The organism is Micromonospora sp. NPDC047074 (assembly GCF_040643815.1).
Classification (GTDB): Bacteria; Actinomycetota; Actinomycetes; order Mycobacteriales; family Micromonosporaceae; genus Micromonospora.
Window position 1 is genome coordinate 132,019 of record NZ_JBEYVB010000015.1, and the last position, 21,689, is coordinate 153,707.

Sequence of the window (21,689 nt, forward strand, 5' to 3'; positions counted from 1 at the left end):
GTGACAGTGATGCGATCAGGAAGATTCGGCCCGTGGGCCGGCGCGACCGTGGCCGCTCTGGCCGTGGCGCTGCTCGGTCCCGGGGCGGGCGTACCCGGCGCGGCGGCGCCGGTCCGGGCCGCCGGCCCGCCGGGTGCGGGCCTCGCCGCCGGCTGCGACACGTTCGGGTTCACGGCGATGCCGGTGGCCGCCGGCATCGCCGGCCCACGTGACGTCGAGGCGGTCGACACCAACCAGAACGGCTTCGACGACCTGCTCGTCGCGTCGGCGCGCGGCGACGGCGACGTGCACCAGCTCATCGCGGTCGGCAACGGCACGTTCCGCACGTCGGTAAACCCCGGTGGCCGGCCGGAGGTCTATCCGACGTCGGGTGCGCCGGGCCGCATCGCGGTCGGCTACTTCAACCGGGACGCCAAAGCGGACTTCGCGGCCGCCACCACCGAAGGGGTGAGCATCTGGGCCGGTAACGGCGACACGACATTCGGGCCGGCGGGGCTCCTGCTGGACGGGCGCAGCGTGGCGGACGTCGCGGTGGCCGACTTCGACCGTGATCTGCTGCCCGACCTCGCCGCCGTCGACCCCCAGATCCAGTCCAACCCAGGTGACGACCGGGTACGGGTGTTCCGCAACCTCAACGGCGGCGCCTTCGATGAGCGGTTCCTCCTCGGCGACCAGCCATCATACGTCCAGCCCGAATTCCTCGCCGCCGGCGACCTGACCGGCAACGGCGTGCCCGATCTGCTGCTCAGCAGCCGCCTGCAGAGCACCGTCTCGATGATCCGCGACGGCCGGAACAGCCCCGAGCCCCGGATCGAAGGGCTCGGCGAGGCGTTTTCACCCGCGATCGCCGACTTCGACCTCGACGGGCGGCTCGACGCGGCCGTCGCGATCATCGGCGAGGACCGGATCCGGTTGTGGAGCGACTTCCGCGACCCGCCTGCCGGCGGCACCTCGCCGGCGCCCCGGGAGCTGCCGTCGCTGGACCTGGGGCCGCTGACCCCGGAGCGGGAGGGGCCGTACGACGTGGACGTCGCCGACCTCAACCGGGACGGCCGGCCGGACCTGGTCGTGGTCGCTTACGCCAGCCGCGCGGTCTACGTCTTCCCCGGCAACGGTGACGGCACGTTCGGCAGCCCGGCGGTGCTCCCGGCCGGCAGCCGGCCGGTCTACGCGGCCGTGGGCCGGTTCGACAACAACCAGTCCCTCGACGTGGCCGTCCTGGACGAGGTCGACATCAGCCTGCGCGTCTACCTGAACACCTGCACCGCACCCGGACCGAACCTGAGGGTGAGCGGGCTGGAGGCCACCCAGGTGATCCAGGACCTGACCAACTCCGTGGACCTGGTCGCCGACCGCCGCACTGTCGTCCGGGCGTACGTCGGCACCGACGCGGCGACGCCGGCGGTGACTGCCGCCCTGCACGGTTTCCGGCCCGACGGCACGTCGCTGGGCCCGCCGGTCGCGCCGGCGAACCCGGGCCGCCTGCTGGTGCCGGACCGAACGGTACGGCGCGGACAGCTCGCCGGCGGCTTCCTGTTCGAGCTGCCCACGCAGTGGACGAGCGAGGGCGAGGTCAGACTGCGGGTCGAGGTCAACCCGGACCGCCGGGTCACCGAACCCGACTACCTGGACAACGTCATCGAGCGTACGGTGCGCTTCCAGGCGGCCAAGCCGGTGCGCGTCAAGCTGATCCGCCTCGGTTACCAACGCAACGGGCAGACCGTGCTGCCGGCCGAGTCCGACCTGGACCGGGCCGAGTCGCTGCTGCGGCGCACGCTGCCGACGAGCCGGCTGGAGGTCACCCGCGCCGATTACCGCGACGACCAGCCGTTCCGCTGGATCAACGACGACAGCCACTACCTGGACGGGTCGGACGCGCGCTCGGTGCTCACCAGCTACCGGAACGCGACGGCCGGGGTGCGGGAACCGGGCGTCTACCACCTCGTCATGGTGAACCGGCCTCAGATGGGCGGCATCGCCGATGCCATTCCCGGATGGGTGGCGGTCGGCGGATCGCACGATCCCACGATCATCCTGCACGAGTTGGGGCACCTGCTCGGCGCTCAGCACGTGGAGTGCACGGACGATCCCGGCGACGAGCACGGGCGGCGGCCCTACCCGTACCCGCGCGGCACCATCGGCGGGCCGGACCTGGCGAATCCCAGCTTCGCCGGCTACGACATCGGTGACGCCTCGGTCGGCGCTCCGCGCCGGGTCGTCTGGGCGCCGGACACCAGCCCGCCGGTCGCCGACCTGATGAGCTACTGCCGGAACAAGTGGATCTCCGACGACCTGTGGCGGCTGTGGCGCGACGGCGTCCAGAACCCGCCCGCCCAGCAGGGCGCCACAGGTGACCTGCTGGCGCTCTCCGGCGCCGTCGGCGACGGTGACGCCACCCTCACCGGGCAGCGCCTGGCCCGCACCACCCACCGCCCGGCCACCACGCCCGGCCCGTACGCGCTGCGGCTGCTCGACGCCGCCGGGGCGACGCTGGCCGAGCACCCGTTCACCCCGGCGGCGGCCAGCGAGCACGCCGCGACGCGCCCCTTCCACGAGGTCGTCGACTTCGTCCCCGGCACCCGGCGGGTGACGCTCGTGGACACCCGAGCCGGGCGGGACCTCGCCACCCTCCCGGTATCGGCGAACCGGCCCGTCGTGGCGCTGACCGGCGATGCGCCGCCCTCGCCGGTGCCGGCGACCGGCCCGGTCACCCTGCGGTGGAGCGCCGGCGACGCCGACGGCGGTCCGGTCACCGCGAGCATCCAGTACAGCCCGGACGGGGCCGACGACTGGCGGGTGCTGGCCGGCGGCCTCACCGGCACCTCGTACACGGTGGACGCCGCGCAGCTCGCGGGCACCGGCGGCGCGGCCACCGGCCGGCTGCGGGTACGGGTCACCGACGGGGTGAACACCGCCGACGCGACAAGCGGCCCGCTCACGGTCGCCGGTAAGGCCCCCACGGTACGGATCACCGCGCCGCTGACCGGCACGTTCTTCGCCACCGGGCAGACGGTCACGCTCGCCGCGACCGTCACCGACCCGGAACAGGGCGACCTGGACGGGTCCGCCGTGCGCTGGACCTCCGACCGCGACGGTGACCTCGGTGTCGGAGCCACCCGTACCCCCGGGCAGCTCAGCGAGGGCCGGCACGTCGTCACTGTCACCGCCACCGACGCCGACGGCGCCCGAACTGCCGCGCGCACGGAGGTGACAGTGGGGCGGGTCCTGCCGGCCGGCGGCCCGCCGACCGCCGACGCCGGGCCGGACCGGACCGCCACCGAGGGCGACACCGTCACCCTCGACACGACCCGGACCACCGACCCGGACGGCGATCCGGTGACCCTGTCCTGGGCGGTGCTCGCCCAGCCGGACGGCGGCGGGCTCGGCGGCGGCCTGCGGCTGGAGGGCCCGGCCCGCACACCATCGTTCCGCGCCGACCGGGCCGGCACGTACCGGCTGGAACTCACCGCCACCGACGCGCGCCACGGCACCACCACCGACACCGTGACCGTCACCGTAGCGAACCGGCCGGTCGAGGTGAGCCCGATCGCGCTCGACCAGGAGCTGCGGGTGGCCGGACCGGTCACCGTGCGGGCCACGTTCACCGACCCGGGCGTGCCGGACACCCACCGCTGCGCGGTGGACTGGGACGGCGACGGCCCGGCGGCTGCCACGCCCGGCGTCGTCACCGAGGCGCGCAACGAGGGCGTCTGCGTCGCCACCGGCGACCTGCGGCCCGGCGTGCACGTCGCGCGGCTCACCGTGACCGGCGACGACGGCGGGACCGGGCAGCAGACGGTGCGGATCGTGGTCTACGACCCGTCGGACGTCACGGTCGCCGGCGCCGGCGCGATCGTCTCACCCGCAGGGGCGCTCAGCGCCGATGTGGCCGCGACCGGGCCGGGGGAGTTCGCCTTCGTCGCCGGCCTGGTGAAGGGTTCGCCCACGCCGTTCGGCGCGACCACCTTCCGACTGCCGGAACGCGAGTTCACGTTCACCGGTACGGCACACGAGCGCCTCACCGTCGCCGGCTCGGTCGGCCAGTACCGGGGCGAGGGCACGGTGAACGGCCGCCCGGGCTACGCGTACCAGCTCACCATCTACGACGCGCCCGACGGGCGCGACGTGGACCGGTTCCGGATCAGGATCTGGGAGAGCGACGGGGGACGCGTCGTCTACGACAGTGGCCGGGGCGCCCCGGACGATCTCGACCCGGCGCACCTGCAACCGCTGAACCAGGGCCGCGTCGTGGTCGTCGGCTAGCCCGCGTTGTCGCTCCGCCGTCCGCCGCCCTTCTCCATGCGGCGGGCGGCGGAGCCGGCAGCCAGTGCGGCGACCTGACCTGAAGCGGGCGCGAGGTTTTAGCCTCCTCGCGGAGGTACGGCATGAGCGTGGAAGTGACCGCGTGGACGTCCGTGCACCACGCCATGAACGCGCAGGACGAGCGACCGCTGTCCCGGGCGACGTTGCGGCGCGTCGCCGGGTTCGCCCGGCCGCACCGTACCTTGATCGTCACGTTCCTGCTGTTGAGCGTGGTGACGGCGGTCCTCACCGTGGCGGCAAACCGGCGCACCTCGCCAGCCGGATCCGTGGCCACTGGCCGATCGAACATGGTCCACTGGGTGCGGGACGTCACCTGCGACGAGGACCGATCCCAGGTCCGCATCGGCACCGAGCCCAGGTCATGGTCGCCCTGCGCCACGCTGCCATCAGCGCCCTGCGCACCGCCGGCGTCCCCGACATCGCCGCCGCCAACCGCCACCACGCCCGCGACAGCACCCGCCCCCTGGCGCCTACTCGGCATCGCCTGACGACTTTTCCGGGGCCCTGGGTCCGGGCCACGGCGCACCACGGCTAGGCGGAGTTGGTCCGTTGGATCCAGACGGAGCTCGATGCCGGCCGTACCATCGTCATCTTCGGTGGCTGGACAAGTTGGCGCCACAGACGTCACCTCGACCAATGGCGTTGTTGGAGAAGGTCATTGAGCCTAACCCCCGCCGCCCACTACGTCGTCACGTCGCGGCCCGACAACGTCGACTACGCGCGGTTCGCGGCGCGCGGGTTCCAGCAGCTGAGCCTTCTCGATACCCAACCACTTTTCAGACCGCCTCCTGGCCAGTAACATCCAAGCCGCTTCCCTTGCAGCCATCGGGCGAGCCGACACGGCGAGCTGACCTGGGGAATATGCATCTCATCCGTCCCAGGTCGCGGAGGCGCTCTTCATGTTGCCCTTGCCACAGGCTGTGCCGTTCACCATCGACGTCCCCGACGAACTGCTGGCGGACCTGGCCGAGCGGTTGGCGCGCACCCGCTTTCCCCGCCCCACTGCGAGCGGGTGGTGTGCCGGCACGGACCCGGACTACCTGCGCGAGCTGGTGACCTACTGGCGCAGCGACTTCGACTGGCGTGCCCGGGAACGCGAACTCAACGCAGTGCCGCACTACACCGCCTCCCTGGACGGCCGGCGCGTGCATTTCGTACACCTGCGCGCCGCGCCCTCCAGCGGCAGCCCCTCCCCGCTGCCGCTGGTGCTCACCCACGGCTGGCCCAGCAGCTTCGTGGAGATGTTGCCGCTAGCGGCGCGGCTGGCCGATCCCGCTGCCTACGGCGGCGAGCAGGGCGACGCCTTCGACGTCGTCGTTCCGTCCCTGCCCGGCTTCGTGTTCTCGGACCTGCCGAGCCACGGCCTGGTGACCCCTCCGGTAGTTGCTGACCTATGGGCCCGGCTGATGACGGATGTCCTGGGCTACTCCACGTTCGGCGCGTACGGCGGCGACATCGGCTCTCATGTCACCGGCTTCATCGGCGCCCGGCACCCGCAGCGGGTGGTCGGGATCCACACCCACCATCCGAACCTGCACCCCGTTCTCGACGGCGCCCACCCATTGTCTGCAGCCGAGCAGGCCTACCTGAAAGCGCGATCAGACGAGCACGATGGCAGCGACGACGGCTACGCCGCCATCCAGAGCACCCGACCGGACACCCTCGCCGCGGCCCTGCTCGACTCGCCCGCCGGCCTGGCGGCCTGGATCGTGGAGAAGTACCGGGCCTGGAGCGACTGCGACGGAGACCTGGAATCCCGGTTCAGCAAAGACCTCCTACTCACCGTCGCCACTCTTTACTGGGCGACCGGGACGATCGGCTCCTCCTTCAGGCCCTACTACGACGACTCCCGGACTCCGCCCCTGGAGGCTGTTGACGTGCCAGCAGGAGTCCGGCTCACCCCGGAGGACCGGGACTACCCCCGCGAGTACGCCGAGCGCGTTTATCGTGACCTGCGCCAATGGCGCGGTCCAACCCGCGGTGGCCACTTCCTGCCCTTGGAGGAACCCGACGTGCTCGCCAACGACCTGCGAGACTTCTTCCGACCGCTGCGCCGCGGGGCGTGAACGCCTTGCGGGTTGTCGGCCCGTTGGCCCGGAGTTCCGGAAACGGCCATCAACGGCTCCAGCCGCTGCCACAACACAACCGTCAGAATACGTCCGTCCGTGATCGGCAGGCTCGCCGCAGCACCAGGGCACCGACGCGTGACAGATTTGTAGTTCTGAATTTAGTTCCAGCTAGTGCCGCATCAGGCAACGTTCACCCTGTCGGAGACGCGTCGCTCGGGTCCTGTCCGGGGTGGCGGGTGGCCGAACGAGTACGCGTCCGTGAGATCGGCGATGATGAGGGAAGACGCCTGCTGCGGATTGTCCGCCGTGGTGCAGGGTCGGTGGTGACCTGGCGGCAGGCCCAGATGGTGCTGCTGTCCACGGAGGGCCTGCCGGTGGCGAAGGTCGCCGAGGTTACGTTCACCAGCGGGGACCGGGTCCGGGACGCGGTCCACAGCTGCAACGCCGACGGCTTCGAATCCCTTCACCCGAAGTACGGGGGCGGACGGCCGAAGATGTTTACCCTGCCCGAACGGCGTGAGATCAAGAAGATTGCCAAGTCCAGGCCGGTCGAGCACGGCTTGCCAGGGCAGCATGATCCGCCGTTACATCAACTGGCGAAACAAGCACACCGCCGACGAGCGCCTGCACAACGTCGTCGCCCGGGCCAACGTCGCATGATCAGGTGACGGCCAGGCGGAAGACCTGCCGGGAACCGCCTTCCGGACCGGGATCGACCGCCTCGGCAGGGGCGAACCCAAGGCGCTCGTAGAAGACACGTGCACCGCTGACGGAGGCACCAGGATGATCGACCCCAAAGGTGACCACCTCAACGGTGTCTGGGCCACGCACGAACCTGCGCATCGCGTCCGCCATCAACGCACGACCGACGCCCTCTCCCCGTGACCGCTCCGACACGACAAGCCAGTGGACGTGGTAGGTCGGGGCCTTCGCCGCGAACAACAGCCCACCCAGGAGATCCGGCCCCGAGGCAACAGCGACGAGCGCCGTGGACCGACGAACGTGCTTGCGCACAGCGTCATGAAAGCCGAGATCCTCGACCATCGGGCCGAACCAGCACTCGACCTGGGCCGCCAGGCCAAGGAAGCCATGGAAGTCGTGCTCTTCCCCAAGTCTGACGATCACCCGAGCAGTCTGACAGGAACGGAGCAAACCTTGCCTGACGCGGCACCAGCCGTGCGCTACGAAGCCACCCTGACCATCGCCGCCATCAACCAGTACCTCCGGGCCGGATGAAACACGGGCTAGAACACCATCGGAAGGGGCTCGACCCAGCAACTCGCCACGTCCGGTTCGATCAGCCGCCGGGCCTCTTCGGCGTCCGCCTCGGTGAGGAAGACACCCAGGTTGTGTCGCGTCCGGCGGCCGTCCAGCTCGGTCACCGCCGTGAGCACATGCACGTGACGGTGCCGCTTGCGGCGTACGCCCTCCGCCAGGCCGGTGCGGAACACCTCGGCGACCGCCTGGGGCGAGGCGATGTCGAGCTCGCCGTCGACCCCGGCAAGGGGCGCCGTTGGCCACACCGGGTTGTACGGGCTGAAGGTGTTGAACAACGACGGCTGCAGGTCCGACAGCACACCCTCGCTCCATCCGACGGCGAGGGTGACGACGTGTCCGGTCACGCCCTCGCTCTCCAAGATGAGCACGTGTGCCCCAGCCGGGAGGTGGCCGGCGATGCCCCGCCCGATGCGGGTGGCCTCGTCCTCCGTCGCGCACCGGATCGCCAGGCCCCGGTGGGCCCTCTGCATCCGGACCGCTTTCACCGGCTTGAACAGCACCTCGACGGTCGTGGGTAGGCGGTCGTCTCCGGATCCGAGAACTTCCAGATCGACCAGAACATCACCAATGCCACCCGCGTCGACCGGAGCACCGACGGAACCTGCCGCACGTGAACAAGCCGAACATCGTCATCGTCCTGACCGACGACATGGGCTGGGGTGGCCTGGGCTGCCACGGCGCGGCGATCCCCACCCCGCACATCGACGCCCTTGCCGCCCGGGGCGTGCGGGCCGCCGCCGCGATACTCGGTCGAGATGGCCACACATTCGCTGCCGTTGCTGGCCGAACAGTTCGCGATGGAGCCCGGCTGGGCCGCAGTAAACAGCATAGGGCTCGGCGCCACCGCCTACCTGCACCTGTCCATGACGATGACAAGGTCCAGCGAGGACGACGCCCTCACCAGCGCGGGCTGGCGCGACCTCTTCCCACCGCGGGCGGTGCCCGTGGGATTCGTGGCGTGGTCATTCTCCGGTCCGCTCCTGGTGGGGACAACTCAAGCGGGGTGCAGCAGACCGAGGGGCACCCGCCGTCAGGCGGGTGCCCCTTCGTCGAGCAAGCGTGTCTAGTGACTACCGGAAGGTGACGTCACTTCTGTCGACCTTGCAGTTGGCGTCGTTCCAGCCCTCACCGAGGTAGCTGGGTTCGCTGCCCTTGGGCACACCCTTGTACTTGCCGCAGATGGTGGCCGAGCCGATAACGACCACGCGAGTGATCGTTGCGGTGTCGTTCCAGTTGCTGTTGATGCCGGCGAGCATGTCGATGTCGTCGACGAGGACGTTGTCGATACGCACGTGGCGGGTGTGCGAGGTGGAGCAGTTGCCGCAGCCGCGGTACAGCTTGCCGGACCCCTTGAGGTAGAAGCCGGAGATGTTGACCGTGCCGTTGCCGTTGTGCTGGAAGGTCTTGTCGCTGCCGTTGCGCGCGCCGCCACCGATGACGTAGGAGGTACCGCCGTTGGTCTGCTTGAAGGTGGCGGCGTCCTCACCGATGTCGTTCCACCACACGTTGCGCAGCGTGCAGGTGCCCTCGCAGTGCACGCCGTCACCGGCGGGCGAACCGAGGATGACGTTCTGCAGCGTGCCACCGTTGGCGATCTTGAACATCGGGTCCTGCGACTCGCCCTGCCCACCGTCACCGATGCAGCAGTACGTCTTCATCCCGCCGTCGAAGGTGCCGGAGACGCTGACCGTGCCCGAGATGCTCACCGAGCCGGCCGACGACGGCCACGTGCCAGTCGGCGTGCCTGGGTTGCTGGTCGGGCTGGGCGTCGGGCCGCTGGTGGGGCTAGTGGTCGGAGCGCTGGTGGGGCTGGAGGTCGGGGCCGGCCCGCCGCTGGAGTACGTCTCGAACTCGGCGATCCGAGGAGTGCCGGATGCGCTGGTGATGACGAAGGAGACCTTCTTCAGCGACGTCGAGGAGAAGTTGATGGTGCTCGGGGCGCTACTGCCGCTGGCCAGGACGGAGCCCGTGTCGTGGTTCTTGAGCTGCCAGCCGCTGATCGAGCCGCCGCCCGAGGCCTGCACGATGACGGCCGAGGACACCGTCGTGGCGCTGCCCCACTTGACCGAGACCGTGCCGGTCGAGCCGCTCGGCGACCAGTAGGTGCTGGCGTTGCCGTCGATGACGTTGCCATAGCTGGTACCACTGGCCTTGCTGGAGCCGTCAGCGCCGGCGCCCAGGCTCAGGTTCGTGGCGGCCGAGGCGTTGGGAATCTGCAGCGCCAGCGCGACGACGGCACCTGCGACCGCGGTGGCGCCGCCGGCCAGCCACCGCGTGGCGACCTTGCGTCTCATCTGAGTTCACCTTTCAGGCATGACCAACTTGCGTGGGGAAAGCGCTTTCCGACAACGATAGAGACCCGCCGATGATGAGGCAAGGGTCACACCCGATCTATGTATTTATGTCATTGAACGTCCGATGTTCGCACCGCTGCCGCCGTCGGGGGTGTTGCCGAGTTTCCTGCTGTCGACGTGGATCGGGTCGCCGGGTTCGGGGTGTTCGTAGCGGCGGTTGGGTTGGCGGGTTCCACGGTCGAGGTGGGCAAGTTGCGGGACGCGGTGATGGGTCAGGACTCGGTGGATCGTGCCGAGGTTGAGACCGAGGAGGTAGGCGCTCCTGGCAGGGAGCATGGCCGACCTGGAAAGACCGAGCGCCAGTTGGAGCGCCCCGATGAGTCCCAGCACGGCCCGCAGACATGTTGCGAGCCGGAGCTCAAGCCCGCAGCGCAGCAGGGTGGGGGAGTGCCGGGCGGCCAGCGCGGCGTCGGTGAGATTCACCCCGTCGCCGGCCAGTGTCAGTCGAGCACGTCGGGTCACCGCGGCGGCCGCCGGTCCGTGGCTGCAGAGGGTGACCACGCCGGAAGGCGTGGTGCGACACACCACCTACAACTGGGTGGGCGAGCCGCTGACCGAGACCGACGGCGCCAACAACGTCACCACCACGGAATACGACGGGCTCGGCCGGGTCGTCAAGACGAAGATGCCGGACCTGACGAGCCGGACGCTCACCTACGACGGCGCCGGCCGGACCACCAGGGTGCAGAACTACAGCGCGACCAACGCGTTGCTCACCACCGAGACCCTGGGCTACGACGACAACAGCAACCTGACCACGGTCAAGGACGCCCGCGGCACCACGACCACCTTCACCTACGACGCGTTGGGCAACCTGACCGGAGAAACCCAGCCGGTCACCGCGACAACCGCCATCGCCCACACATTGGCCGACACCGCTTCCGGCGTTGCCCACCTCCACAACATCATCCTCGCCAGATGACGCCAACGCCGTTGACCGGCAACGCGTTCACCGAGTTACGAGACATCCTTTAGCCTGGGGATTGAGCGACTCCGCAGAGGTTGTCGGGGTCGACCCCGACCAACTGCCGGGCATGCGCTCCCTGACGACCGACGCGAGCGGCCACGCCCCAGGTCACTTCCTTCTACGCACCCCCCGAGGCACAGGGACGTCTGAGCCTTGCTCTATCGGCTCTATCAGCAGGCCGTTGATGTCTTCCAGAGATAGGGAGGCCAGCCCTCGGGCGGCGCGTTCTTCGTTGATCACGTCACGCACGACTGCATTCGTGTTGTCAACGATGTCCTTCAGCCCGTCGGCTTTGAGGAAGCCACGGACGTTCTCCGGCTTGCCAACCATCGCAAACGCGAGTTTCATCTCGACTGCCTTGATGCGATCGCCGGAGAGTAGACCTTCCGTGAAACGGCGGATCGTGTCCGCCCGCTGTTCCCTGCGCCAGCGACGCCTCTCGATGATCAACGTTCCAAGTATGCTGGCCACGGCACCAATGACGGCACCGACGAGACCTGAAAGAGCGGAAATCAGCTCGGTAGGCATAGATAATGATAACGCCCTCGGGGTGCGGCGCTGGGGCCTTCGGCAACTGCGCGCAACCTGCCGGCGCTAGTCAAAGCGGCCCGGCTCGGACGTCCGGACCCCGGCATCGTCAGCCCGTGTGACCAGCGCTGGAGTTGCTGTGGGCGGCCGACCTATGCGGTCAACCGCTGACGTGGGGCTACTCGGCGACGATCGAGCACGTTCTGATCGGCAGGCACGTGCCGCCGCTGGCCGAGACGTGCGCGGACGGGCTCCCACATCACCGACCGGGGCCGCGACCTTTACCACAACCAGCACGCCGTGCACACCACCGCGTATCCCACCGTCACCGCCCTGCACCCCGACGGCGCCGGCGCGGAACCCTGGCCGGCACGAGCAGACGAGCTGCTCGGCCAGTATCGCAAGCTCTGGCTGTAGCTTGGACCGGTACCCAGTCCGGCGAAGCCGGCCTGAGCCACGGCTTGCGATCAGGCCCTGGCCCGGAGGGCGCGGTCAGGCCCTGGTCCCGAAAGTGGCCTGTGTTGTGTGGGGTTCCTGCGGTGTCACCGTGAACCCCGTCATGGCCAGCGAGAGCAGGCGGGTCGCCGTGGTGCCGGGGTCGCGGTCGTTCTCGGTTGCCAGGGCGATCCCGGTGACAAGCGTCGACAGGTCGGCGAAGGTGATGCCGGGCGCCAGCACCCCGGCCTCGGCGGCCCGGCGAACCAGTGGCTCACCCGCCTCGGCCAGTTGGTCGGACGCGCAGTAAACGCCTTCGGTGCGGCCGCGGTTCAGCGCCTCGGCTAGGCCCCGGATCGTCGCGGCGGCCCGCGTGATCGCGATCAGGAAATCGACGAGCGCGGCGCGGGGATCCGGTCTGCGCGCCAGTTCGCCGGCGTGGGCGCAGAGGGCGTCGATGCGCTCCCGGAAGACGGCTTCGAGCAGGGCGTGCCGGGTCGGGAAGTGGCGGCGGACCGTGCCGGAGCCCACCCCGGCGGTCCGGGCGATCTGCTCCAGCGACGCGTCGGCCCCGTGCTCGGCCACCGCCTCCGCTGCCACCGCGAGCAGAAGTTCATAGTTTCGGCGGGCGTCCGCTCGCATGTCTCACCTCGGCGTTGCTAAGCGGAGGGGTCCGCCGTATCTTAGCAAGCAGAAACGGCGGGCCCCGCCGTTTCTTGTGTCGAGGAGTGTATCCATGTCAGATCGAGCACCAGTCCTGGTCACCGGCGCTACCGGCCAGCAGGGCGGGGCAACCACCCGCGCCCTGCTCGCCGCCGGCGTCCCGGTGCGCGCCCTGGTCCGTGACCCTGCTACCGCCAGGGCCGCTGCGGTCGCCGCCCTCGGCGCCGAGCTGGTCGCCGGCGACCTCCGCGACCCCGCATCGCTGGTCCCGGCGGCCCGTGGCGCCCGCGCCGTCTTTTCCGTGCAGATGCCGGAGCTGCGCGGCGACACCTGGGACTTCGAGAGCGAACTCGCCCAGGGCGTCAACCTGATCGAGGCCGCGCTGGCCGCGGAGGTCCCGCAGTTCGTGCACACCTCGGTCTCCGGCGCCGGTCAGCACGAGCATGCCCCCGGTTGGACCGACGGGCGCTGGGCCGCGATGGAGCGCGTTTACCTGCCCAAGGCCGGGATGCAGGAACGCGTCCGAGCCGCCGGCTTCGACCGGTGGACGCTGATCAAGCCGGGCTTCTTCATGGAGAACTTTCTGCCCGACCTGGCCTACCTGCTACCGCGGGGCATCGCGGGCGGGCTCGCGACGGTCCTCCGGCCGCAGACCCACCTGTCGCTGATCGCCGTCGACGACATCGGCCGAGCGGCCGCGGCAGCCATCGCCGACCCCGACCGCTTCCACCGCGTCGAACTCGAACTGGCCGGCGACCATCTGCCGATGACAGAAATCGCGAAGATCATCGGCGAGTCGCTCGGCACCGACGGCACCGCTCCCGACATGACCGAGGCGGAGGCGCTCGCCGCCGGCATGCCGCCGTGGGCCACCACCTCCCACGAGTTCCTGAACGTCGCCGGGCAACCGGCCCGGCCGGAGTTCGCGCGCGCCCTCGACATCCCCCTGACTCCGTTCGCTGAGTGGGCCGACCGCCACCTGCGTCCCCTCCGTCAGGGCTGATTGTTCACCGGGGCGGTCCTCGCGCAGGACGGTGTGTGGGTCGGCACAACGGCAGCGATCTGGACGTTGCGGCGGCTGACGGCGGCATCGAGGACCGCCAGGAGAACGGGGTGGACCGGGCGCGCCTGCTGGCGGCGTCGAGCCGCACCTGGTACCCGAGGCGTCGCCTGCAGAAAATGGTGCTGCGGCGACTTCATCCGGGAGGGTCAATGACCACAATGTCCGGCAAGGTGTGCCTGGTGACCGGCGGGACCAGCGGGATTGGCCGGGAGACGGCGGCCCGGCTGGCCGAACTGGGGGCCACCGTGGTCGTTGTCGGGCGCGACGCCGAGCGCGGGCGAGCAGCCGTCAAGGAGATCCGGCATCGGGCGCCCAGCGCCGAGGTGGACCTCCTGACGGCCGACATGTCGAGCCTGGCCGAAGTGCGCCGGCTGGCCGCCGAGGTGCTGGAGAAGTACCGCCGGCTCGACGTGCTCGACAACAACGCCGGTGTGATCGTGCCCAAGCGGCAGTTCACGGTCGACGGCTACGAGACCACGTTCGCTGTCAACCATTTGGCGCCGTTCCTGCTGACCAGCCTGCTGCGGGAACGGTTGGTGGCCAGCGCGCCGGCCCGTGTGATCACGGTGTCGTCCAATGCGCATGGTTCGGCCAAGCAGATCCCGTGGGACGAACTGGCCCGCGGCGAGCCGAGCTACCCGCTTTCGAAACTGGCGAACATCTTGTTCACAGTCGAGCTGGCCAGGCGCCTGACCGGCACCGGTGTGGTCGCCAACTGCCTGCACCCGGGCCTCATCCGCACCCAGTTGGGCCGCGAGGCCCGCGGCGTCGCCAAGCTGCTCGTCGCGGCCGCCAAGCCCTTCATGGGTACGGTCCAGACCGGCGCGGCCACCCCGGTCTACCTGGCCAGCGCCCCAGAGGCGGCGGAGGTCACCGGAGGCTACTTCTTCCGCGGCAGGCAGGTCGCGCCGAGCTCCCTGGCCCGTGACCCCGAGGCCGCCGCGCGTCTATGGGCCCTCAGCGAGGAGTTGGTGGCGTGAGTCGGGCCAAGATCGTCGTCAGGTGACGCGCTCGGCTGGGTTGTCCCAGCCGAGCGTCCGTCGTGGGCGGCCGTTGCGTTCCTGGGCGAGGTGCTCGAGCCCTCCGGTCCGTGGACGGACAGGTCGGTGCTCTTGGGGAAGTACTGACGTGGCAGGCCGTTGGCGTTGGTGGACAGTCAGAGCAGGCGGACCGGGGTCGTGGTGTCGAGGTGCAGGATGGCGTCGAACGCGCTGATCCATGACTCGACGCTCATGGCGTACGCGGAGTCGTTGCCGGAGTTGTAGGCGGAGCCGATCAGCCGCATGGTCGCCGGTTGGTTCAGCCACCGCCGCACGGGGAGGGGCGCGTCGGCGTGCAGGTCCAGCACGAAGTCCGGGTGCTTCGCCCGGCCGAGCACGTGGTCGACCATGATGCCCGACGGCGGGGGGACCTGGAAGACCGACGGTGAGCCGTTCTCCCACCCGGTGAGCACCTCGCCGGTGTGGAACATGGTCCCGACCGAGACGTACCTGCGACCGTATCGCTGGCGTAGGTGGCTTCCGGCGACGACGGCCTGGGTGGGCGGCACGAACGGCGGCAGCGAGTAGGTCACCAGTGGGCTGGCCGCGGTGTGCACGTTTGCCGCCCAGTACACCACCCGGTGCCGGGTGCGCCGTTGCCACCAGGTGAGCGTGTCGGCCATGAACCGGTCGCGCTGGTCCAGCAGCTGCACGGCGTAGTACTCGTAGAACCCGAGGATCGTGCGGGCATGCTGCACCGCGTACTCGCGCCCGATGCGTGAGGGGCCTGGCGGCAGGCCGAGCACCAGGTCGTACACGGCTCGGGCGTGGTCGATGTAGGGCTGCTTGTCCGGCTGCTGCAAGTACCAGCCGACATGCCGTTGCGCGTCACCGGTGAGCCGGATCGGGTCGAGGTCGCGTTCCAGATCGTCGATACGATTCGGCGCGATGTCGCGCACGTACGCGACGATCTCGTCGAAGAGCAGCTGCCGCAACTGGGTGAGGTCGGTGCCGAGGAACCGGACCTTGTCTTCGTGGCTCAGGTTGTACTCCCGCATCCAGCGCACCAGGTCGAGCATCTCTTCGCTGCGCCAGAGGGACGACGTGGCCGCGACCAGCTCACGCGGGTCACCCTCGCCGCCGACCACGTACCGGTCGATGGCCACGCCGCTGCCCCAGTTCTCCTCCCAGGAGAGGGTACGAAAGCCCAGGCACTCGACGAGGAACCGAACCGCCCGGTGCTTGAGCGTGAACTGCTCGCGGGTGCCGTGCGCCGACTCGCCCAGGCCCACCACCTGTGCCGTTCCGACCACAGTGGACAATGATCGCAGGTCGTGGACCGGTCCGCCGGCGTCCAGGCGCGGCAGCGGCACAGCCTGCCGGTTGAGCCACGCCACGACGGGCTCGTCCGTCGACGCCGCGCCGGCCCGGACAGGCTCCGCGAGAACGCCGGCCGCGACCGCCGCACCGGTAAGATTGATGAGGCTCCTACGGCTCAGCCGCCCATTCAACATGGCCACTCCTTCAGCACCGGGACCGCTCGCGACGATTTCGACTGCGGCCTTCACAAGCGACGGTTCCAGGCCGACGACGAGCAGCCGTCACACCGGATGCGTAACCTTTCTTACGCCCCATCGCGTACGGCCGTCGGCGCGACGTACGCCGGGCGCCGTACTCGACATGGCGGCCACGCCGGCGGATGCCGCATGGTCGGACGCGAGGTTCCCGTGCCTTCCTCGGCAAGCACCCGCGTTTGCACCTTGGTGAGTCCGGTGGCCCCCACCGGCTCGTCGCCGCTCACGACCGCCCACCCCTCGACCGGCCGCGACGCAGCCGGCCCCACGGCTTGAACACCGACAACGCGAACGCGACCAGCAGCGCCGTCGAAGAGACGATCGGCGGAAACAGCATGTCGCCACTGTTCCAGGCCACCGAAACACCGGTCGCCATCACCCGGCCGGCAGCGGCAGCCTCGGCGGCCCCGCCTCGCAGCGCGACCGCGATCAGCGTGCACAGCGCAACAGTGAGCACCAGCTTTGTCAGCACCCACCAGTACCGGACCAGCCCGTACCGGCTGCCCAGGCCCAACAAGACCCCGGTGGCCAGGGACAGCAGCCCGGCCGTCAGCATCGGCCAGACAGTCACCAGTCCTAACGCCTGCAACGTGAAGCCGCGGACATGAGGGTCGTCAGTGCCCATTGCGGTGAATATCAGCACCGCCATCGCGACATCGAGTCCGACCCAGACGCCCACGGACACGATGTGCACGAGCAGAATCAACTTGCGGGTGCCCCCGCCGAACCGCCAGCGATGCGATCCGGTGCGGGGGAGAACCTTCGTTACGCTCGTCATGCCGTCCAGCTTCAATCGACCAGGACTCCGTGACATCGGCCGGCGGGCGACTCCGCACGTACGTTGGCCGACGTAGGGACGAGGCCTTTTCCACGGGGCGAGCTCAGTGCTGGACCAGCCCGGACTGGTGCGCGAAGACGACGAGCTGGGCGCGGTCGCGGGCGTGGAGTTTGACCATCGCACGGCTGACATGGGTACGGGCCGTCGCGGGGCTCACCACCAGCCGCTCGGCTATCTCCTCGTTGCTCAGTCCTTCACCAACAAGGCCGACGATCTGCCGTTCCCGCTCGGTGAGCGTACCGAGACGCGGGTGGGGCTTCGCCACGCGCGCCGGGCGGGTGGCAAACTCCTTCACGACGCGTCGGGTGACCGACGGCGACAACAGTGCCTCCCCCGCCGCCACCAAGCGGATGGCTCGCAGCAACTCGGCCGGCTTGGTGTCTTTGATCAAAAAGCCACTGGCCCCGTGGCGCAGCGCTTCGAAGACGTACTCGTCCAGCTCGAACGTGGTGAACACGATCACGCGGGTGGCGGCGAGCGCCGGGTCCGCGACGATACGGCGGGTCGCCTCGATGCCGTCGATGCCTGGCATCCGTACGTCCATCAGGACGATGTCGGGCTGGCGCTCGGCCGCCACGGCGACGGCGGCCAGCCCGTCTGCCGCCTCTCCCACGACGGTGAGATCGTCCTCGCTCTCGATGAGGGTGCGCAGTCCGAACCGGATCAGATCCTGGTCATCGACGATGAGGACGGTGATCACTGGCCCTCCCTGGGAACGGGCAGGCGGGCGTACACGCGGAATCCGCCGCCGGGGTGCGGCTCGGCGGTCATCTCGCCGCCCACCGCGGCGACACGCTCCCGCATGCCGATGATGCCGTGCCCGGGGTGGCCCGGCCCGGCCGCCCCACGCCCGTGCGCCGACCGGCCAAGCGAGCCACCCTCCCCGCGCGCGGTGTCGACGATCTCGATCTGAAGCTCCCCCGGCTGGAATCCCAGAGACACTGTCGCCGTCGCGGCTCCCGCATGGCGCAGCACGTTGGTCAGCGACTCCTGGATGACCCGGTAGGCCGTCAAGTCAACGGCCGCGGGCAAGGGGCGCAGCGGCTCGCCGGTGGTCCGGACCTCGACCGGTACGCCGCTGTCGCGCACCCGCCCGACCAGGTCGTCGAGACGGGCGAGCCCGGCGGTCGGCGCCCGCGACTCACCGTGGCGGACGAGGGCGAGGGTCGAACGTAGCTCGTCGAGTGCCTGCTTGCTCGTCCGGCTGATCGCCTCGAGCGCGGGCGCCGCCTGGCCCGGCTGCTTCGGGAGCAGGTGGAGGGCGATCTCGGCCTGCATGTTGATCGCGGCTAGTCCGTGTCCCACCACGTCGTGCACCTCCTGCGCCACGCGCAGCCGCTCGTCATCAGCGATCCTACGGGCCCGCTCAGCGTTTGCGCGGGCGACGCTCTCCCGGGATACCCGGACGGTGAACCCGACAGCGAAAGGCACGACCACCCATGCCGCTGCCGGCACGACACCGAACAGGCCGGGAGTGACGCCGCGGCCCAGGAACACGTGGGGCAGCAGGGCCGCCAGCGCGGCCCCTGCGGCGAGCGCGGCCCGCCCCGGGGCGAGCCGCGCGCCGACCTCGTAGACCGCAACCGCGAAGGACAGCAGAATCGGACCGTAGGGGTAGTCCAGCACCAGGTACGTCGAGGATGCGGCGGCCACCACCAGCAGCACCGGCACCGGCCAGCGCCGGCGGAGAACCAGCGCCACCGCGGCCCCGGCGACCAGGACGTACGCCCACCGGTCGACCGGTACCGTGTCCGGCTGGTCGACCCCGGAGGCCTTCGTGCCGCCCAACCCGATCACCAGTAGCGCAGCGGCGGGTAGCACGCCCCACAGCCACGCCCTCCACCGCTCCTGACTCATATGAAGCCTCCTACTGGATGTCACGGCGGCGCAGCAGCACGCCGCCGGGGAGCGCGAACCCGACGTGGGCCGTCACCACCAGCATCACCTGGGTAGCGTTCATCAGCCCCGCCACCCCCGTGCATCCGGGCTGGCGCCGAGCGCTGCGGGCGAGCGACCGGGCGTTCGGGCCGGTCTATTCCTCCGAGTTCCTCGACCGGGCGGCCGTGCCAGGCCGAAACGGTCGGTGGGTGGCCAGTCCAGGGCGGCGAACGCCGCAGCAGCCGGTTCGTGCTGCCGGCCATTGATCGAGATCTTGCAGGCGGTGACGTCACCACATTGGCCGACCAGCATACGAACGCCATTGAGGTATGGGCGGCCGAGCCCGGCCGCGATCACCGCGCCAGGGTCGACCACGGCATCGCCTCGGCGAACCGCTCCTGCTTGCCCTGCGATCCGACCGGATCGGCCGCGAGGCCAAGCGCACAGTCGACGACCGTCGGCACATCAGGCCGTTCAAATTCAGCAGGATCTCCAGGTCCAGGTCCAGGTCCAGGTGCCGGTAGTCGTCGCTGTCCGCCGGAAGAACCCGAACGCCCAACGATCCCGACCGCAGCATCGGCCCGTCGGTCGGCCGCCACTCGCCACCACCTCGGCAAGCATCGGTGCGGCAAGCTCCAGCACACGCTCGGCAGGGAGGGGCTGTGGAGTCGGCCGGGGGTCGACCGTGAGCGTATCGAAAGCCTGGTCATCGCCCGGTCGCTAACTCACGTTCACTGGCTCAATTGAGTCGGATGGTGGTTGTGGTTGGTCTGGCCCAGGCCGGGATGCCGGCCGTATGGGGCCAGCCGGCGCACAGTGCGGGGTTGTGTCCTGCGGAGGGCTGGATCTCAACGACGCCGAGTGCCGCCTCGGTCAGATGCTCGGAGAGCTCGCGTACCGCCAGCTGACGTGCACGGATCTGCCGATGAGCGGATGCCATTCGCTCATCGGCATAGCGCACCGGCCGTCCACGGGCGAGGTGCCGGTCCGGACGCGAGTGCGGCAGTTCACGCTGCCGGACACGTTGGTAGCTGCCGACGCCGGCATGACCTTCAGCGCTGACCCCCACCCACCAGTTGCATCAAGCGTCCTGGTGGTAGGCGAGGTTGACGGTGAGTGCGGCCAGAGCGAGTCCGAAGAAAAGTGCCCAGGCGCCGAGTCGGAAGTTACCCGCCCGAATATGTGCGCCAAGCGCGCCGAGGAAGTACAAGACCAGACCGGCTGCCGCGAGCGTACTCACGACCGGCACGACCAACCCGGCCAGCAAGCCGATCGCGCCCGCGCCCAGGAGCATTCCCAATGGTCGTACCCACGATCGGGGTATCCGATTGCGGTTTGCCTCCGTCTTCGGGTATTCGTGGCCGATCACGTTTGCGATGGCGGCCGAACCGTTGAGGGCTGAGGCGAGCAGGGTCACCGTGAGATAGATGGCGAACATCGGCGTCTCCGTATGCGTGAAAGCGGCGGTTGACCAGTCGCTCACGGACGAGGTGACGACCCCGATGTGTGACACGGCGTTGAGTGTTCCAAATCACAGCGCTATGGCTGTCAGCTTCTGTGGGTTGCTGACGACGTGGATGGTCTGAACCAGACCCTCCACCATGTGCAGGGTCGTCGCGAGCACCGGCGTTCCGTCACAGCGGACAACGACACCGGGGCCACCGTTGAGGTGGAGCACCCCGGCCGTCGAGCCCACCGGCTGCTGCCGGGAGAGAACGACGATGGCCCGGGCCACGAGGTCCGAACCGTGGATGGGCTTGCGTGGCGCACCGGTGAGGCCGCCGCCGTCGCTGACCATCGTCACGTTCGGTGCCAGAACCTCGATTAGTGCGGTGATGTCACCACCGGAACAGGCGGCCAGGAATCGCTCGGTCACCCGCTGCCGGGTCACGGGGTCGCTGTCATATCGGCGCCGGCCGCTCTCGACCGCCTTTCGGGACCGGTGCGCAAGCTGCCGTACCGCCGGCTCCCCACGTCCCAGCAGCTGCGCGATCTCGGCGTGCGGGTATCCGAACGCCTCGTTCAGCACGAACACCGCGCGTTCCAACGGCGACAGCGTCTCCAGGACGAGCAGCAGCGCGGTGGAGACGGAATCGGCAAGGACCACTTCGTCGGCGATGTCCGGTCGGGTGAGAATGGGCTCGGGCAGCCACGGGCCGATGTACGACTCACGCCGCACACGGGCGCTGCGCAGCTGATCGATCGCCAGCCGGATGGTCACTCGAACCAGAAAGGCCTCGGCGTCCACGACAGTGGCCGGTTCGACACGACTCCACCGCAGCCAGGCCTCCTGCACCACGTCTTCGGCCTCCTTGACGCTGCCGAGCATCCGGTACGCGACCGCGTACAACAACCCACGGTGCTTCACGAAGGGCGGCTCATGCTGGTCACCTGACACTTTCCATGCCACCCGACCCATGATCCGGCATAGCACGTCGGGTGTTAGGGCGGGCCACGGTGGACCGCCGCGCAAGCCTCCCACGGTTGCCTGGAAAGACGTTCGACGACGCTCGCCGCAAACCGGCACGTGCACGAGGGGTCCGACATGCCGGCTCGACGTCGAGACCATCCTGAGCATCGAGGTCCTACCCCCCGACGGTCCGCCGAGCGACCGGCGCGCCGGCAGCCCGACGAGTCGGGCTGGCCCACCGGCAGTGGCTGCGGCAACAGCGCAGCGATAGCCTGCCGTCATGGCGAGCGCCGAACTGGATGAGTTGATCGTCGCGGACGCCGACGCGC

Annotated in this window: 21 protein-coding genes and 1 pseudogene; 8 read left to right on the forward strand and 14 right to left on the reverse strand. The window is 69.8% G+C overall.

Annotated features, from left to right (window positions below):
- The first annotated feature begins 9 nt into the window (after positions 1–9).
- The 4 genes from ABZ809_RS19975 to ABZ809_RS19990 all read left to right on the forward strand — a co-directional run bounded on the left by ABZ809_RS19975 (position 10) and on the right by ABZ809_RS19990 (position 7,060).
- Complete coding sequence (locus ABZ809_RS19975) at positions 10–4,263, forward strand: FG-GAP-like repeat-containing protein (protein WP_357564039.1); 4,254 nt, start codon at positions 10–12, stop codon at positions 4,261–4,263.
- 122 nt (positions 4,264–4,385) lie between these two features.
- Positions 4,386–4,811, forward strand: coding sequence for a hypothetical protein (locus ABZ809_RS19980; RefSeq protein WP_357564040.1), 426 nt, complete (start codon positions 4,386–4,388; stop codon positions 4,809–4,811).
- 411 nt (positions 4,812–5,222) lie between these two features.
- Complete coding sequence (locus tag ABZ809_RS19985; protein WP_357564041.1) at positions 5,223–6,389, forward strand: epoxide hydrolase family protein; 1,167 nt, start codon at positions 5,223–5,225, stop codon at positions 6,387–6,389.
- 239 nt (positions 6,390–6,628) lie between these two features.
- Positions 6,629–7,060 (forward strand): hypothetical protein, encoded by a 432-nt coding sequence (locus ABZ809_RS19990; protein ID WP_357564042.1) that lies wholly within the window; start codon positions 6,629–6,631, stop codon positions 7,058–7,060.
- Here ABZ809_RS19990 and ABZ809_RS19995 read toward each other — a convergent pair.
- Together ABZ809_RS19995 and ABZ809_RS20000 are read right to left on the reverse strand one after the other, a co-directional pair.
- Entirely contained in the window at positions 7,053–7,517 is a 465-nt protein-coding gene (locus ABZ809_RS19995; RefSeq protein WP_357564043.1) for a GNAT family N-acetyltransferase, read from the reverse strand. The genes ABZ809_RS19990 and ABZ809_RS19995 overlap by 8 nt on opposite strands.
- 119 nt (positions 7,518–7,636) lie before the next feature.
- Complete coding sequence (locus ABZ809_RS20000) at positions 7,637–8,140, reverse strand: hypothetical protein (RefSeq protein ID WP_357564044.1); 504 nt, start codon at positions 8,138–8,140, stop codon at positions 7,637–7,639.
- Between the two features lie 179 nt (positions 8,141–8,319).
- Here ABZ809_RS20000 and ABZ809_RS20005 point away from each other — a divergent pair, with 179 nt between their 5' ends.
- Positions 8,320–8,754 (forward strand): hypothetical protein, encoded by a 435-nt coding sequence (locus tag ABZ809_RS20005; RefSeq protein ID WP_357564065.1) that lies wholly within the window; start codon positions 8,320–8,322, stop codon positions 8,752–8,754.
- On the opposite strand, the gene ABZ809_RS20010 is transcribed toward ABZ809_RS20005, so the two are convergent.
- Both ABZ809_RS20010 and ABZ809_RS20015 read right to left on the reverse strand, forming a co-directional pair.
- Complete coding sequence (locus ABZ809_RS20010; RefSeq protein WP_357564045.1) at positions 8,741–9,964, reverse strand: pectate lyase; 1,224 nt, start codon at positions 9,962–9,964, stop codon at positions 8,741–8,743. The two genes, ABZ809_RS20005 and ABZ809_RS20010, sit on opposite strands and share 14 nt — an antisense overlap.
- Before the next feature lie 105 nt (positions 9,965–10,069).
- Positions 10,070–10,447, reverse strand: coding sequence for a hypothetical protein (locus tag ABZ809_RS20015; RefSeq protein WP_357564046.1), 378 nt, complete (start codon positions 10,445–10,447; stop codon positions 10,070–10,072).
- 70 nt (positions 10,448–10,517) lie between these two features.
- Between ABZ809_RS20015 and ABZ809_RS20020 the strand changes: the two genes are divergently transcribed.
- A complete protein-coding gene (locus ABZ809_RS20020; RefSeq protein WP_357564047.1) occupies positions 10,518–10,946 on the forward strand; it encodes a hypothetical protein in 429 nt (142 codons plus the stop codon).
- 153 nt (positions 10,947–11,099) lie between these two features.
- Here ABZ809_RS20020 and ABZ809_RS20025 read toward each other — a convergent pair whose 3' ends face one another.
- On the reverse strand, positions 11,100–11,519 hold the full coding sequence (locus ABZ809_RS20025) for a hypothetical protein (RefSeq protein ID WP_357564048.1): 420 nt from the start codon (positions 11,517–11,519) through the stop codon (positions 11,100–11,102).
- A gap of 492 nt (positions 11,520–12,011) precedes the next feature.
- Positions 12,012–12,596, reverse strand: a complete 585-nt coding sequence (locus tag ABZ809_RS20030; protein WP_357564049.1) for a TetR/AcrR family transcriptional regulator — start codon at positions 12,594–12,596, stop codon at positions 12,012–12,014.
- A 94-nt stretch (positions 12,597–12,690) separates the two neighbouring features.
- Between ABZ809_RS20030 and ABZ809_RS20035 the strand changes: the two genes are divergently transcribed.
- Complete coding sequence (locus ABZ809_RS20035; RefSeq protein WP_357564050.1) at positions 12,691–13,620, forward strand: NmrA family NAD(P)-binding protein; 930 nt, start codon at positions 12,691–12,693, stop codon at positions 13,618–13,620.
- Between the two features lie 35 nt (positions 13,621–13,655).
- On the forward strand, positions 13,656–14,660 hold the full coding sequence (locus ABZ809_RS20040) for an SDR family oxidoreductase (protein WP_357564051.1): 1,005 nt from the start codon (positions 13,656–13,658) through the stop codon (positions 14,658–14,660).
- An 18-nt stretch (positions 14,661–14,678) separates the two neighbouring features.
- Here the strand turns inward: ABZ809_RS20040 and ABZ809_RS20045 are convergent.
- From ABZ809_RS20045 to sigJ, 8 genes and pseudogenes are all read right to left on the reverse strand, one after another.
- Positions 14,679–14,833: pseudogene (locus ABZ809_RS20045) on the reverse strand (IS30 family transposase); the annotation flags it as partial.
- Between the two features lie 3 nt (positions 14,834–14,836).
- Positions 14,837–16,174 (reverse strand): erythromycin esterase family protein, encoded by a 1,338-nt coding sequence (locus ABZ809_RS20050; RefSeq protein ID WP_357564052.1) that lies wholly within the window; start codon positions 16,172–16,174, stop codon positions 14,837–14,839.
- A 283-nt stretch (positions 16,175–16,457) separates the two neighbouring features.
- Entirely contained in the window at positions 16,458–17,027 is a 570-nt protein-coding gene (locus ABZ809_RS20055) for a hypothetical protein (protein WP_357564053.1), read from the reverse strand.
- A gap of 88 nt (positions 17,028–17,115) precedes the next feature.
- Entirely contained in the window at positions 17,116–17,772 is a 657-nt protein-coding gene (locus ABZ809_RS20060) for a response regulator transcription factor (protein WP_357564054.1), read from the reverse strand.
- The gene (locus ABZ809_RS20065; RefSeq protein WP_357564055.1) at positions 17,769–18,929 is read right to left on the reverse strand and encodes a sensor histidine kinase; all 1,161 of its coding nucleotides are present in this window, start codon (positions 18,927–18,929) and stop codon (positions 17,769–17,771) included. Before ABZ809_RS20065 ends, ABZ809_RS20060 begins: the two co-directional genes overlap by 4 nt.
- 102 nt (positions 18,930–19,031) lie before the next feature.
- Positions 19,032–19,325: a DUF6348 family protein gene (locus tag ABZ809_RS20070; RefSeq protein WP_357564056.1), complete on the reverse strand. Its 294-nt coding sequence runs from the start codon at positions 19,323–19,325 to the stop codon at positions 19,032–19,034.
- Positions 19,326–20,031: 706 nt separating this feature from the next.
- Positions 20,032–20,388: a DoxX family protein gene (locus tag ABZ809_RS20075; RefSeq protein WP_357564057.1), complete on the reverse strand. Its 357-nt coding sequence runs from the start codon at positions 20,386–20,388 to the stop codon at positions 20,032–20,034.
- A gap of 93 nt (positions 20,389–20,481) precedes the next feature.
- Positions 20,482–21,369: an RNA polymerase sigma factor SigJ gene (sigJ, locus tag ABZ809_RS20080; protein ID WP_357564066.1), complete on the reverse strand. Its 888-nt coding sequence runs from the start codon at positions 21,367–21,369 to the stop codon at positions 20,482–20,484.
- Positions 21,370–21,689: the final 320 nt, after the last annotated feature.